The organism is Halorientalis litorea, from assembly GCF_023028225.1.
Taxonomy (GTDB): domain Archaea; phylum Halobacteriota; class Halobacteria; order Halobacteriales; family Haloarculaceae; genus Halorientalis; species Halorientalis litorea.
Genome location: NZ_CP095482.1, coordinates 890686 through 903779 on the forward strand (window position 1 = coordinate 890686; position 13094 = coordinate 903779).

14 protein-coding genes are annotated in these 13094 nt (G+C 67.6%); 8 read left to right on the forward strand and 6 right to left on the reverse strand.

Annotated elements, in window-relative coordinates; translation table 11 throughout:
• Nucleotides 1-33: 33 nt before the first annotated feature.
• On the forward strand, nt 34-549 hold the full coding sequence (locus MUG95_RS04860; protein ID WP_247009949.1) for a DUF8526 domain-containing protein: 516 nt from the start codon (nt 34-36) through the stop codon (nt 547-549).
• 1 nt (nt 550) lies between these two features.
• Here the strand turns inward: MUG95_RS04860 and MUG95_RS04865 are convergent, their stop codons facing one another.
• From MUG95_RS04865 to MUG95_RS04875, 3 genes are all read right to left on the reverse strand, one after another.
• Complete coding sequence (locus tag MUG95_RS04865) at nt 551-1204, reverse strand: ArsR/SmtB family transcription factor (RefSeq protein WP_247009950.1); 654 nt, start codon at nt 1202-1204, stop codon at nt 551-553.
• Between the two features lie 87 nt (nt 1205-1291).
• Nucleotides 1292-2560 (reverse strand): hypothetical protein, encoded by a 1269-nt coding sequence (locus MUG95_RS04870; RefSeq protein ID WP_247009951.1) that lies wholly within the window; start codon nt 2558-2560, stop codon nt 1292-1294.
• Nucleotides 2561-2672: 112 nt separating this feature from the next.
• Nucleotides 2673-3296 carry a DUF1405 domain-containing protein gene (locus MUG95_RS04875; RefSeq protein WP_247009952.1) on the reverse strand — a complete coding sequence of 208 codons (624 nt, stop codon included), beginning with the start codon at nt 3294-3296 and terminating at the stop codon, nt 2673-2675.
• Nucleotides 3297-3428: 132 nt separating this feature from the next.
• On the opposite strand from MUG95_RS04875, the gene MUG95_RS04880 reads away from it, so the two are divergent.
• Genes MUG95_RS04880 through MUG95_RS04895 form a run of 4 tightly spaced genes read left to right on the forward strand, consistent with a single transcriptional unit; the run spans nt 3429 to nt 6815 of the window.
• Nucleotides 3429-3803 (forward strand): DUF5802 family protein, encoded by a 375-nt coding sequence (locus tag MUG95_RS04880; protein WP_247009953.1) that lies wholly within the window; start codon nt 3429-3431, stop codon nt 3801-3803.
• A 25-nt stretch (nt 3804-3828) separates the two neighbouring features.
• Entirely contained in the window at nt 3829-4719 is an 891-nt protein-coding gene (locus MUG95_RS04885; protein ID WP_247009954.1) for a Vms1/Ankzf1 family peptidyl-tRNA hydrolase, read from the forward strand.
• Between the two features lie 36 nt (nt 4720-4755).
• Complete coding sequence (locus MUG95_RS04890) at nt 4756-5772, forward strand: N-acetyltransferase DgcN family protein (protein WP_247009955.1); 1017 nt, start codon at nt 4756-4758, stop codon at nt 5770-5772.
• Complete coding sequence (locus MUG95_RS04895; RefSeq protein ID WP_247009956.1) at nt 5769-6815, forward strand: dipeptide epimerase; 1047 nt, start codon at nt 5769-5771, stop codon at nt 6813-6815. The genes MUG95_RS04890 and MUG95_RS04895 overlap by 4 nt, the downstream gene beginning before the upstream one ends.
• 2 nt (nt 6816-6817) lie before the next feature.
• Here MUG95_RS04895 and MUG95_RS04900 read toward each other — a convergent pair whose 3' ends face one another.
• On the reverse strand, nt 6818-8338 hold the full coding sequence (locus MUG95_RS04900) for a glutamate-cysteine ligase family protein (protein ID WP_247009957.1): 1521 nt from the start codon (nt 8336-8338) through the stop codon (nt 6818-6820).
• A gap of 150 nt (nt 8339-8488) precedes the next feature.
• Here MUG95_RS04900 and MUG95_RS04905 point away from each other — a divergent pair, with 150 nt between their 5' ends.
• Nucleotides 8489-9205, forward strand: coding sequence for a MinD/ParA family ATP-binding protein (locus MUG95_RS04905; protein ID WP_247009958.1), 717 nt, complete (start codon nt 8489-8491; stop codon nt 9203-9205).
• Nucleotides 9206-9303: 98 nt separating this feature from the next.
• Nucleotides 9304-11232: a threonine--tRNA ligase gene (gene thrS, locus MUG95_RS04910; protein ID WP_247009959.1), complete on the forward strand. Its 1929-nt coding sequence runs from the start codon at nt 9304-9306 to the stop codon at nt 11230-11232.
• On the opposite strand, the gene MUG95_RS04915 is transcribed toward thrS, so the two are convergent.
• On the reverse strand, nt 11229-12041 hold the full coding sequence (locus MUG95_RS04915; RefSeq protein WP_247009960.1) for a PspA/IM30 family protein: 813 nt from the start codon (nt 12039-12041) through the stop codon (nt 11229-11231). The genes thrS and MUG95_RS04915 overlap by 4 nt on opposite strands.
• A 60-nt stretch (nt 12042-12101) precedes the next feature.
• Between MUG95_RS04915 and MUG95_RS04920 the strand changes: the two genes are divergently transcribed.
• Nucleotides 12102-12689, forward strand: a complete 588-nt coding sequence (locus MUG95_RS04920) for an alpha/beta hydrolase (protein WP_247009961.1) — start codon at nt 12102-12104, stop codon at nt 12687-12689.
• Here MUG95_RS04920 and MUG95_RS04925 read toward each other — a convergent pair.
• Nucleotides 12686-13027, reverse strand: a complete 342-nt coding sequence (locus MUG95_RS04925; protein ID WP_247009962.1) for a DUF7113 family protein — start codon at nt 13025-13027, stop codon at nt 12686-12688. The two genes, MUG95_RS04920 and MUG95_RS04925, sit on opposite strands and share 4 nt — an antisense overlap.
• Nucleotides 13028-13094: the final 67 nt, after the last annotated feature.

Sequence of the window (13094 nt, forward strand, 5' to 3'; positions counted from 1 at the left end):
AAGACTCACCTCCGCGCGCGACCTACGCCCGGTATGGGAGAGCGGACCGACCAGCGAACCCGTACCGAGGAGACGGCACCGCTGGACGAGTCGATACTCGGGGGCGACGAGCAGGCCGGACCCGCCGAGTCGCCGGACCGGACCGGAGACACGGAGAAGACGACGCTCCGGGGGCGCGTCCGGTCGCGCGTCCCGACCCCGGGGACGGTGTTCTCCGTGCGGTCGTTCCTCCTCGTCGTCGTCCTCGCACTCGCCGCTGTTTTCCTCGCGGGGACGGTCCTCCCGCTGGGCAGTCTCGCGGGGTATCTCGGTATCGCGCTCGTCGGCTTCGGGACGGGCCTCGCCGGTGACCGACGCCGGTACCTCGAACTACTCGTCGGCGGCGGTGTCGCCTCCGCCGTCGGGACGACGGTCGGCAATCTGGTGTTGGCGACGCTCGGCCTCGGCGTGCCGCTGGTCGTCCTCGGGGCACTGGGCGGGAGCGTCGCCGGCGTCCTCGGCCACTACTTCGGTCGGGACCTGCGGGCCGGACTGACACGGGACATCTGACTCACTCGTCGAGTCGCCAGCGGTCGCCGTCCTGCCGGACGACACCGTGTTCGGACAGCGTTTCGAGTGCGTCACGAACGACCGGCAGCGGGGCGTCGACGGCTTCAGCGAGGTCCGTCACCGTTACCGGCGTGTCGGTCACCGCCTCGATGAGGTCGGCGTACAGGCGCGTGTCCTCCGCGCCGAACTCCTCGTCGAGCCGCTCCATCACCTCCGTCAGCCGTCCCTGAACCCACCGCTGTGCCATCGAGAGTTCGTTCGAGAGGCGGTCGAGTTGGCGGAGTTCGGCCGCGAGGTCGGACACGTCCGTCTGGTCCGGCGTGCTGATGTCGATTTTGAGGTACCGACAGCTCGCCCCCACGTCGAGGTTCCCCCGCGCCGGATAGGCACTCTTCGCGCCGAAGCCGTGGGGCGAGACGCTGACCTCCAGCCGGAGGTTCTGGGAGATGAAGTAGTACTTCCGGCGTTGGTCGTCCGTCCTGCTCTCGACGAGGCCGGCCGCCTCCAGTTTTCTCAGGTGGTCGATGACGGCCTTGGGACTCACGCCGAGATAGTCGCTGATTTCGGTCACGTAACAGGGTTTCCGGGCGAGCAGCCGCAGAATTCGCCTCCGGTTCTCGTTACCGAGAAGGTCGAGTAGTTCTGCGGAGTCCATTTACCGGACGTAAGCGATGGGTGGTGAAAAGGCTGACTGCGTGCGGTGAGCGGCGTCCGACCGAACCGTCACCGCCCCATCGGTCGATTACGGGGCGTTCGAGCCGCTTCCGCCGCCGGGGTTGTCGCTAGCCCCCCCACTGCCGGAGGTATCGCCCGCGCCACCACCGTCGGAACTGCCACCGGCTCCACTACTCCCGGAGCCGCCGCCGGAACTGTCACCAGCACTACCGCCGCCGGAACTGTCACCAGCACTACCGCCGCCGGAACTGTCACCAGCACTACCGCCACCGGAACTATCGCTTGCTCCACCGCCATCAGAGTTGCCGCTGGTCCCACTACTACCGGAACTATCGCTTGCTCCACCGCCGGAGCTGTCGCTTGCACTGTCGCCGCCGGAACTGTCGCCGGTACCGTCGCCACCGCCGCTATTTCCCGACGGACCACCGCCGCTCTCCCCGGCTTGGCTCCCGCCACTGTCGCCGGCTTGGGTGCCGCCGTTCGTGCCGGACTGACCGCTACTGCCGTCGTCTGCCCGTCCGCTGTCGTCACTCCCGGCCGACCCGCCGTTACCGTTTCCCGCTCGGTCGTCGTCGTTCGTCCGGTCGGAGTCGTCGGCGGGGCCGGGGCCACCCGACGCGCCACCGTCAGACGGAGCGTTTCCCGGCCGGCCGCCAGCGTCCGTCGCGTTCTGCTGTCCGCCGTTTTCCGGCGAGCCGGTGTCAGCCGGTTGTCCCGTGTCCGAGGGCTGTCCGGCCTCCGTCGGGCGTCCCGCGTCTCCGGGCCCTTGCCCACGCGCGCTGGGGTTCACGACGGAGAGGTTCCGTGCGTTGCGGGCGACTGCACGGCCGCTGGCTTCGCTTGCCACCTCACGCAGGCGGGACAACTCTGACGTGTTCACACCGGCACTCGTCGCCGCCGATTCCGTCCGGTCTATCGACCGCTGGAGGGCGTCGATTCGCGCGGTGAGTTGACTCGCCCGTGCGAGGTACGCCGCCTCGTTCAGGTCACCGGCCTCGCGTCGTGCTTCGAGGCCGTCGAGTTGTGTTTCGAGGCGGTCGAGCCGCCGTTCGAGCGTCGCGGTCCGAGCGCGGACGGTCCGGGCCTTGTCGGCGGATTCGTTGAACTCTGCTGCCCACATCCCCGAATCGACGGAGCCGTTCGCCTCGGCCGACTGTGCGGCCATGAACGAGGAGAGTTGCGCGCCCATCGACGGCGTCGCGGACCCGTTGTCGGCTTGGCCGGCTGTCGCGGCCGGTGTGGTCCCGTCGGTCGCGACACCAGCCACAGGGACCAGCGCGGCGGTGACGCCAGCGACGACGAGGAGACCGACGAAGACTGCCTGACGTGAACGCATGTACCACGCTGTTCGCCGCTCCCATACAAAAAAGCGAACATCCGTTCGAGACCGTTTATGGGGAACACTCGACGCTACAGACGGCACGAAAGCGTTCAAGCGTCGTTTTGAACTAGTTACTGTCGAACGCGAGCGCGGCGAGGCCGACGGCCACGACTGACAGGAGAACGCTCGCCGCAGCGAGCGCGAACCCGGGGTCGTAGCGCAGGGGCGGGTAGAACCCGAAGCCGTAGTCGAGCACGTCGTTCCCGAGCGCGAGGACCAGTGCGGTCGCGAGGGCACCGCGGGTCGTCACCGAGTAGTGAGGAATCAGGTACGCCTCCGCGACGAACCCGAGGTGGGTCAGGATGATGCCGAAGTACGCCCACACGGCCGGGAAATATGCCTCGAAGCCGAGGTTGAGTGCCACGACAGTCCACAGTCCCGTCTTGACCAACCAGACGAACGCGATGGTGTGGAGGTACGCCAACACGCGGGTACGAGGCACCGCGTCGAGACTGCGGCCGAGGAACGGCACCAGCGTCACGAGCGAGAGCGTCATGAGGAAGACGGCGGTGGGTGAGTCGGCGTACAGCGGCCACAAAAACGTCGAGACACCCGGCATCGTCTCCACGTAGTAGCGGATGCCGACGAGGATGGCGACGGCGTTCCCGACCACCAACCAGACGAGACTCGGCGTGTTCCCGAGGTAGTACTCCGCCCACCGTTCGGGTACGAGTCGCCGGCCGAACTCCATGGGGACTCCCAACGTCCCGCGAGTAAAGCCGTGTCGCTCCCGCACCGTGGGTCCGAGCGCGCTGTTTGCACGACGGTATAAGCCCACCGGCGAATACTTTTGTACGCCGAGTGTGGTACGTGTACACGTAGCATGTTCGAGCCGTTCTCGCGTGGGTACTACCTCGGTCGGGTGTACGTCGAACCGACGGACCGTGACCGGCCGGCGATGTGTCGCGCACAGCACGAGCGGGTCAACGAGCAACTGTACACGAGCGGCGAGGGTATCGAGCGGACGGACACGCCCCTCGTGATGAAACTGGACACGACGCACTTCCCGGTGACGGGCGACGAGCGAGTGCCACAGGACACGCTCGCGGTACCACGGGACCTCTTAGAGGAGACACGGGTTAGGAACCCGCCCACGCTCCGGGAAGTGCTGCTCGCTACCGCCGACCGGGCCGAGCGACTGCTCGAATTGACCGGCGGTCTCCCCGGGAGCGAGCGAAGCGACGGCCACGCAATTTAAGCCTGCCCCCGCCGCGTCTCCGGTGATGCTCGACCGGTTGCTGGGGCGTGCGGGGTTGAAGGAGCGAATCGCCGACCTCGAAGCCGAGAACGACCACCTCGAACGACAACTCGACGCCGAACAGGAGCGACGGAGCGACGCGGTCAGCGAACGCCAGCGGGCCGAAGAGCGGGTCAACCGCCTCGAAGACCGCATCGCCGACCTCGAAGGAACCGTCGAACGACTCCGCGACGAGAGCGGGGAACGTCTCGATTTCCGACGGTCGGAGTCGCTGTCCGGCGACCGCCTCGACGCCGTCCTCGACCGCCTCGTCTCTCTCGAATCCGGCCCCGAGAGCGTGCTGACCGCCTACGTCGCCGACGAGCCACAACCCGCCGTCAGGGACGCCTTCGGCGAGCGGTCGGCACTGGTCTCGCGGGCCGCACCCTGTCTCGCCGTCGCGGACGACGCCGGCCTCGTGAGTGCGACACTGTCGGTGCCTGCACCACCCGCCCCCTTCGCCGGGTGGGACGACGCGGTGACGCTCGACCGCTCGTGGTTCCGCCCGCGAGGGGAGTTCACCCTCGCGCTGGTGCGGTCGGACCTGTTCGCAATGGGCGAGTACGACGGCCGCGAGCGCGTCGCCTTCCACGGGTTCGAGGGTGAGTTGAAGAGCCAACACTCCAAGGGTGGGTTCTCGCAGGCCCGCTTCGAGCGACTGCGCGACGAGCAGATAGAGACCCACCTCGACCGCTGTCTCGCCGCCCTCGAAGAACGCACGACCGACCGCCTGTACGTCGTCGGCGAGCGGACCGTCCTCGACGAGTTCGGCGAGATTGCGGACGCGACGGCCACCGTCGACGCCACCGGCGACCCGGAGTCGGCACTCGGGAACGCGTTCCACGACTTCTGGACGGTCCAGCTACGGACGGTCTGACCACGCGTTTAAGCCCATGCCCGTGGGAGTTCGGGCATGGACGTCGCCATCCTCGCCCACGAGCAGTTCCCGGACCGGGCAAAGACCGCCGTGGGCGTCCTGCGCTACGCGGACCACGATGTGGTGGCCGTGCTGGACCGCGAGAACGCCGGCCGCCGCGTCGCCGACTTCCTCCCGGACGTGCAGGACGCCCCCATCGTCGAGAGTGTCGACGACGTACCCGAACCGTTCGACGCGCTCCTCGTCGGCATCGCGCCAATCGGCGGCGGCTTCGAGGAGTCCTGGCGGCCGGACGTGCGCGGCGCGCTCGAGCGCGGCTGTGGCGTGGTTTCGGGTCTGCACTACTTCCTCGAAGAGGACGCGGAATTCCGGACGCTGGCCGCCGAACACGGCGGCGACATCTGGGACGTGCGGAAACCGCCCGACGACTTGACCGTCGCGGAGGGGCGGGCCGCCGAGGTGGCCGCGGACGTGGTCCTGACCGTCGGCACCGACTGCTCGACGGGGAAGATGACCGCCAGCGTCGAACTGGTCGCGGCCGCAGACGCGCGCGGCATCGACGCCGCCTTCGTCCCGACGGGCCAGACCGGTATCGTCATCGAGGACTGGGGCATCCCCATCGACCGCACCGTCTCCGATTTCACCGCCGGCGCGGTCGAGCGGATGGTCCGCGAACGCGGCGACGACCACGAGTTGCTGGTCGTGGAGGGACAGGGCGCGATTACCCACCCCGCCTACTCTGCGGTCACGTGTGGCATCCTCCACGGCGCGATGCCCGACGCGTTGGTCCTCTGTCACGAGGCCGGGCGCGAGGTCGTTCACGGTTACGAGTCCTTCCCAATCCCGGCCGTTTCGGACGTAGGCCGTCTCTACGAGGACCTCGCGCGGCCGGTTCGGGAGACGAGCGTCGCCGCCGGGTGTCTCAACACCGCAACGCTCGACGGCGACGGGGCGGCCCGTGATGTCCTCTCCGAGTACGGCGACGCCATCGACGCACCCGCGACCGACCCCGTCCGGTTCGACGCCGACGAGATTCTCGACCCCCTGCTATGACGCTCACGACTGCCTTCGCGTGGCGCGACCTCCCGCTGGAGACGCCGTTCGGCATCTCGCGGGCCACGACCGAAGTCGCCGGGAACGTGGTCGTCCGCGTCGAGGACGAAAGCGGCCGGGTCGGCGTCGGCGGGGCCGCTCCGAGCGACTACTACGGCGAGGACCGCGCCACCGTCGAGTCGGTCCTTCCGGACCTGCTCGCGGCCGTCGAGGCGGTCGGTGACCCACACGAACGCCAACGAATCGGCGAGGAACTGGTCACGACTGCTGGCGGGCCGCAGGCGTCTCCCGGTGCGCGTGCCGCGGTCGACGTGGCACTCCACGACTTGGCGTGCAAGCGTCTCGACGTGCCGCTGTACCGACTGTTGGGCCTCGACGCGACGCAGCGTCCCACCTCGTCGTTCACCGTGGGACTCGACGACACCGACCGAATGGCCGAGAGAGCCGAGTCGGCCGCCGCCGAGTACAGTATCCTGAAGCTGAAACTCGGCACCGACCGCGACAGGGACATCGTCCGGGCCGTCCGCGACGCCGCACCCGAGGTGACTCTCCGCGTGGACGCGAACGGTGCGTGGGACCCCATGGAAGCCGTCCGGATGACCGAGTTTCTCGCCGACCACGGCGTCGAGTTCGTCGAGCAACCGGTCCCGGCCGACGACGTGGCTGGCCTCAAGCGGGTCCGCGAGGCGGGCGAACTCCCCGTGGCCGCCGACGAGAGTTGCGTCGTCCCGGGAGACGTGCCCCGCATCGCGGAATCGGTCGACATCGCAGTCCTAAAGCTCACCAAGAGTGGCGGCGTCGGGACGGTCGTAGAGATGTGCCACGCCGCTCGCGCATGTGGTCTCGCGGTGATGCTCGGGTGTATGACCGAGACGAACGCGTCCATCGCGGCGGCCGCACACCTCGCGCCACTTGTCGACTACGTGGACCTCGACGGGTCGCTCTTGCTGGCCGAGGACCCCTTCGAGGGCGTGCCGATGCCGGGCGGCGAAATCGACCTGTCGGCGGTGTCTCGGGCCGGGACCGGCGCGCGCGAGCGGTAGTTTCAGAGCCAGTCGGCGAACGTCTCGCAGTCACGGGAGCGGCGGCGGTACTCGGCCTGCATCCGGGCGAGGGCGTCGGCGAGCGTCGCCCCGTCGTCGAGCGCGTCCCGCACCTGCGCTATCTTCCACGCACTCGGCGTCGTCCCGGCGTCCCACCGGGCCTCGATCGGGGCGAGGTAGCGGTCGACGGTCGCCGGTTCGACGCCACGCTCGCGGAGGCCGCGGCGGGCGTACTCGAACACCTCGGCGAAAATCGTCTCGCTGTCGCTCGTCCGGTCGCCGTCGGCGGTCACCCACGCGAGGTCCGCGTCGATGCCGTCCTCGACGGCCGCGTAGAACGAGCGTTCGGCCGCGGCCCAGTCCAGTTCCGCGAGCGGGTGGTCGGCGGCGACGAGGCCGACCACGAGGCCACAGACGAGGCACTGGAAACCGACGATGTCGCGGACGGAGGGTTGGGTCGGAAGCGGACGGTACTCGATGCGAATCGAGCGACCGTCGCCCGCGCCGTCGACCGGGTCGCCGCCGATGACCGCCCGGAGCCACCGCCAGTAGGTGCCGCGCTTGTGGTCGTACTCCCAGAAGTTGTCCACGAACTCCTCGCCGTCGCCGTCGTCGACCCACTCGGAGAGGAACGGGGCGACGGGCGGGTCCGCGACGACGGACGACACCACGTCCGCCGTCGTCTCGATGTCCTCGGGGACGCGACACTTCGGCGGGTCGGTGTAGTTGACCGACTGCTCGAAGGCGGCGATACGGAGTTCGTGGTGGGTGTCCGCAAGCAGTGCCCGCGGGTCGGTGCCCTCGTCGTACAGGTCGCCGGGCAGAAACGGGGAGTTCGTGGCGAGTGCGAGTACCGGCCCGAGGGTCCGGACCGCGGCGTTGTAGTAGGCCGGGAACGATTCCGTCGAGGGAATCTGGAGGTGGGGTTGTATCGAGGTCGCGAGCGACTCGAACAGAATCGACGGGAATTCGACGGTCGCACCGGGTACGTCGAACGAGAGTTCACCGCCGGCGTGCCGAGCCACGTCGCGGTCGATGGCCCAGTAGCGGGGTGCTGGCCGCATGTTCCGCGGGACGGTCACACCCTCGCGGTCGTCCATCGCGGAGAGGTACGGGTGACTTCCGTCGGTCGGTGGAACTGTCCACATGGAATCGAGGACGAGTTCACGGGCCGCGTCCCCGGCCGCCGCCGTTGCACGCTCCCACTGGGAGCGGAGGGCGGCCGCCTGTGCCTCGATTCCAGCCGTGGTGAACGGGTCCGGGTCGGTGTTGAGTTCCGCGTTGTGGAGGCCCAGTTCCTTGTTGCAGGCCTCGAACACGGAGGCGGGAATCCGTGCGAGCCGGCCGTCGTCGTCGACGGCGTACACTTCGAGTTCGAGTCCCACTGCGAAGTCTTCGGTGTCCAGTTCGCCGCTGTCGATTGCCGCCCGGAGGAACGTCGCCTGCTCGTCGACCCGTCCGTCGAACTCCTCGCGAGTCGGAGTCGAGAGCGAACGTTCCACCAACCCCACGCGGTCTGACATAGCTGAACCTGTGCGACGGCCGGGTTTAAGTTTGCGACTCTACGGACTCGGCGGCGGCCGGGAAGAGGTGTTTCAGACGTGTCAGCTTGTCTTAAAACGGCTGGCACACAACGCAGTATTTATTTGAGTGCCGAGTACCTACGACGGAACATGACGGGGGACGTACTGACGGTTGTGGGTGGGAAGGGCGGCGTCGGGAAGACGACGACGGCGGTCAACACGGCACTGGCGTTCGACGACGAGGGGGCGGACGTGGTCGTCGTCGACGCGGACCTCGGAATGCCGAATCTCGGGCGGGCACTGTCGGTGTCCCACCAGCCGCGACTTCACGACGTGCTGGCGGGCGAGGCGGAACTCGGCGAGGCGATAACCGACGGGCCGGGGGGCGTGACATTGCTCCCGGGGACACGCAGTCTCGAAGGGTTCGCGGCGGCGGAGCCGACGAAGCTAGAGCCCGTGCTCGACCAACTGGCACAGTCCTACGACGTCGTAATCGTCGACACCGGTGAGGGTATCTCCCGGGAGACCATCGTGCCCGCGCGGGTGTCCGACGGGGTGTTGCTCGTCACGACGACGAGCGACGTGGCCGTGATGGACACACAGAAGTTGTCGGAGTTGGTCGCACGCGTGGGCGGAACCGTCACCGGTGCCGTCGTCACGCGTGCACACGCGGACGTGGACGTAGCGTCCGTGTCGGACCGCCTCGGTACTGACGTGCTCGCAGTCGTTCCGACGGACCCGGAGGCCGGTGGCACCGAACCGCTCGTCCTCCACGACGCCGAGCGATACGCCGCACAGGCCTACCGGCGACTGGCGGCGAAACTCGACGAGCGACTCACCACGGCCGAACGGACACCCACGCAGTGACCGCGTGGGCGTTCGCACCGCTGTCCCCGGGGTCGTCCCCAGTGACCGAACGGACGGGTCTCAATACACTTATCCCGCGGTGTCGACTTGGCACGGGTATGAGCGAGGTCACGGTCACGCTCCCCGACGGGTCGACCCTCTCCCTCTCCGCCGGTTCGACCGTCGAGGACGTCGCCTTCGAAATCGGTCCGGGACTCGGAGAAGACACCGTCGCCGGGGTTGTCGACGGCGAACTCGTGGACAAGCACACGCCACTCACCGAGGACGTGGAACTGGAAATCGTCACCGAGGACGCCGAGGAGTACCTCGACGTGTTGCGCCACTCGGCGGCCCACGTCTTCGCACAGGCACTCCAGCGACTCTACCCCGACGCGAAGCTGACCATCGGCCCGTGGACCGACGAGGGGTTCTACTACGACATCACCGGCGTCGGTTTGGACGAGGACGACTTGGACGCAATCGAGGCCGAAGCGGAGACCATCATCGAGGAGGACCTCGACATCGAACGGGTCATGGTCGACCGCGAGGACGCACTCGACCGCTACGAGGACAACCCGTTCAAACAGGACATTCTCACGGACGAGGCGGCGGGCGAGGACCCCGTCTCCTTCTACGAACAGGGCGAGTTCTACGACCTCTGTCAGGGGCCACACGTCGAGTCGACGGGCGAAATCGGCGCGTTCGCGCTGCTGGACATCTCGGCCGCCTACTGGCGCGGCGAGGAGGACAACGAGAGTCTGACCCGCGTCTACGGCACCGCGTTCCCCTCGGAGTCGGACCTGGAGGCGTTCCTCGAACGCCGCCGGAAGGCCAAGGAACGCGACCACCGCAAGATTGGACAGGAGATGGATATCTTCTCGGTTCCCGACCACTCGCCGGGGTGTGCCCACTACCACCCCAACGGGATGAAGATTCGGCGCGAACTGGAGGAGTACGTCCGCGGGAAAAACGACGAGTTGGGCTACGAGGAGGTCTGGACGCCGGAACTCAACAAGGCCGAACTCTGGAAGCCGACCGGCCACTACGACGCGTTCAAGTCCGAGGGCGAGATGTTCGCGTGGGAGCAGGACGATACCGAGTACGGCCTGAAGCCGATGAACTGCGCGAACCACGCGCACATCTACGGCCGCCAGACCCGCTCGTACCGTGACCTCCCGGTCCGGTTCTCCGAGTTCGGGACCGTCTACCGCAACGAGCAGTCGGGCGAACTCTCGGGACTGCTCCGTGTCCGTGGCCTCACCCAAGACGACGGCCACGCCTTCGTCCGCCGGGACCAGTTGGAGGACGAAATTCGGCGGACGCTGGGCATCATCGAGGACATGTACGCGGAGTTCGACCTCGAAGTGCTGTACAAGCTAGAGACGAAGGGCGAGGGGGCAGTCGGTAGCGACGACATCTGGGAGGACGCGACCGACGCCCTCAGAAACGCGATGGCGGCACAGGACATAGAGTACGACGTGGAAGAGGGTGAGGCGGCCTTCTACGGTCCGAAAATCGGGTTGGACGCGCGGGACGCGCTCGGCCGGGAGTGGACCATCGGCACCGTGCAGGTGGACTTCAACATCCCCGACCGTCTCGATTTGACCTACATCGGCGAGGACAACGAGGAACACCGGCCGGTGATGATTCACCGCGCACTGCTTGGGTCGTTCGAGCGGTTCATGGGCGTCCTCATCGAACACTACAACGGCAACTTCCCGACGTGGCTCGCGCCCGAGCAGGTCCGCATCCTCCCCATCAGCGACGACAACATCCCCTACGCCGAGGAGGTCAAACGTGAACTCGGGGCGTTCCGCGTCAGTATCGAGGACCGCTCGTGGACGGTAAAAAAGAAGATTCGGCAGGGCCACGAGGACCGGGTTCCCTACATGCTCATCGTGGGCGACAACGAGGAAGCGGACGGGACCATCTCGGTCCGTGACCGTCAAGAGCGTGAGACTGACGGGGCCGTGCCCGTCACGGAGTTCCGCGACCACCTCGAAAACGAAGTCGAAGACCGCCGGACCGAGGCGGACTTCCTCGACTAGTTCTCCTCTTCCTGCAGTTCTTCGAGTTCGGACTCGACGGCCTCCTCGTCCACGTCCGGGGTCTCGGTGTCGGCGGGTTCGGTCTCCGTCTCGCCCTCGGCGTCGCCGTCTCCCGTCCCCATCTCCTGTTTCAGCGTGTCGAGTTCGGCGTCGACTTCGCTGTCGGTACTCAGTTCGTCGAGTTCGCGGTCGATTTCGTCCTTGTCCGAGAGGGCGTCGTCGAAGGTGCCCGACTCCTGTAGTTCGTCCATCGCGGCGGCGCGGGCCTCCATCTTCTCGGTGCGCTCCTCGGCGCGTTCGATAGCCCGGCCCACGTCCTCCATCTCGTCGCCCGCCCCGGTCATGGCCTCGGAGACGCGGTTTGAGGCCTCCGCGGCTTTGTACCGGGCTTTCATCGTCTCCTTTTTCGTGCGGAATTGCTGGATGCGGCTCTGAAGCTCGTCTTTCTTCTCGACGAGGTTGTCCTGTTGGCTCTGGAGGGACTGGATTTGGCTCTCCAGGTCCTCGATTTCGTTCATCTTCTGTTTTTTCTTCTCCAAGGCGCGGCGAGCGAGGTCCTCGCGGTCCTGCCGGACCGCCTCGCGGGCCTGTTCGTTGTGCTTCTCGACGTTCTCTTCGAGGCGGCGTTGCTGGATTTCGAGGCGTTTCTTCTGGGTCGTCAGGTCGGCGATACCCTGTTTGACCTCCTGCAGTTCGTCGCGCAACTGCTCGTAGGAGTAATCGAGGGTCTCGGAGGGGTCCTCGGCCCGGTTCAGGAGGGCGTTGACCTTCGACCGGACGATGTAGGACGCGCGCGAGAGGATGCCCATATCCGCCCGTTGGGCGTGGCCGACCTTAAAACACTTACACCGTCGCACCCGCGACGGTACATGGACGAAGTTCGCATCGCCGGCCAGCGTGACGTGCGGGCGAGCGTCGACACCCCCGACGCCGACGCCGCCGTCGTCGCCTGCCCACCGCACCCACAGATGGGCGGTAGTCGGAGCGACGCACGGCTCAGGGCGGTCGGGGACGCACTCGCGACCCACGGCGTCGCCTGCGTCAGGTTCGACTACGGCCCGTGGGACGAGGGCGAGGGCGAGCGACGCGACGCGGCGAACGCCCTCGCGTACGCCCGTGACCACTACGATGCGGTGGCCCTGTTCGGCTACAGTTTCGGGGCCGGCGTCGCCCTGCTCGTCGCGGCCGAACGCGACCCCACCCCGGCGGCACTGTCAGTCCTCGCACCGCCCGCGAGTCTCGGGGGCCAGGACACACCCGGGGCACTCGACACGCTCGACTGTCCGGTACAGGTCTGTTACGGCGAACGGGATTCGGCGGTCGACTGGGAGCCGGTGGTCTCGCGTGCCCGCGAGCGAGGACACACAGTCGAGTCGTTCGACGGGGACCACTTCTTCGCGGGCACGGTCGACACAATCGGTGACCGCGTCGCGGCGTTCCTCGCCGGCGCGGATTAGTGCTGGCCGGGTTCGGTCTTGGTCACCTCTATCTCGACGGTCTCGGGGTCGAGGCCGACGCGGGCGAACTGCGTGCGGATGTGTTCCTCGGCGGCCTCGATGGCTCGCTCGCGGGTCTCGAACCCCTGTGGCATCGGGGACTCGAAGGCGACGTTGACCTCCCGGTCGTCGATGGTGGTCTGCTGGCCGCCGCTCTCGACCTCGTAGAAGGCGTCACAGACCCAGATGTACGGCGCGTCCTCGTCGGGCGCGCCCTTGAACGTCGGCGACCGCTCGCCGCGTTCGTAGAGCGTGCCGGTCAAGTCCGTCCCCCCGGCACGACCTTGAATGAGTAACATAGGCATCTGTAGGCTGCCAGCGGACAAAAACCCACGGCCGCCCGCGGACGGCGGCCGGGGGAAACGT

Coding starts and splice junctions, on each gene's coding strand:
- MUG95_RS04860 (WP_247009949.1), top strand. CDS start 34: ATGGGAGAGCGGACCGACCAGCGAACCCGTACCGAGGAGACGGCACCG.
- MUG95_RS04865 (WP_247009950.1), bottom strand. CDS start 1,204: ATGGACTCCGCAGAACTACTCGACCTTCTCGGTAACGAGAACCGGAGG.
- MUG95_RS04870 (WP_247009951.1), bottom strand. CDS start 2,560: ATGCGTTCACGTCAGGCAGTCTTCGTCGGTCTCCTCGTCGTCGCTGGC.
- MUG95_RS04875 (WP_247009952.1), bottom strand. CDS start 3,296: ATGGAGTTCGGCCGGCGACTCGTACCCGAACGGTGGGCGGAGTACTAC.
- MUG95_RS04880 (WP_247009953.1), top strand. CDS start 3,429: ATGTTCGAGCCGTTCTCGCGTGGGTACTACCTCGGTCGGGTGTACGTC.
- MUG95_RS04885 (WP_247009954.1), top strand. CDS start 3,829: ATGCTCGACCGGTTGCTGGGGCGTGCGGGGTTGAAGGAGCGAATCGCC.
- MUG95_RS04890 (WP_247009955.1), top strand. CDS start 4,756: ATGGACGTCGCCATCCTCGCCCACGAGCAGTTCCCGGACCGGGCAAAG.
- MUG95_RS04895 (WP_247009956.1), top strand. CDS start 5,769: ATGACGCTCACGACTGCCTTCGCGTGGCGCGACCTCCCGCTGGAGACG.
- MUG95_RS04900 (WP_247009957.1), bottom strand. CDS start 8,338: ATGTCAGACCGCGTGGGGTTGGTGGAACGTTCGCTCTCGACTCCGACT.
- MUG95_RS04905 (WP_247009958.1), top strand. CDS start 8,489: ATGACGGGGGACGTACTGACGGTTGTGGGTGGGAAGGGCGGCGTCGGG.
- thrS (WP_247009959.1), top strand. CDS start 9,304: ATGAGCGAGGTCACGGTCACGCTCCCCGACGGGTCGACCCTCTCCCTC.
- MUG95_RS04915 (WP_247009960.1), bottom strand. CDS start 12,041: ATGGGCATCCTCTCGCGCGCGTCCTACATCGTCCGGTCGAAGGTCAAC.
- MUG95_RS04920 (WP_247009961.1), top strand. CDS start 12,102: ATGGACGAAGTTCGCATCGCCGGCCAGCGTGACGTGCGGGCGAGCGTC.
- MUG95_RS04925 (WP_247009962.1), bottom strand. CDS start 13,027: ATGTTACTCATTCAAGGTCGTGCCGGGGGGACGGACTTGACCGGCACG.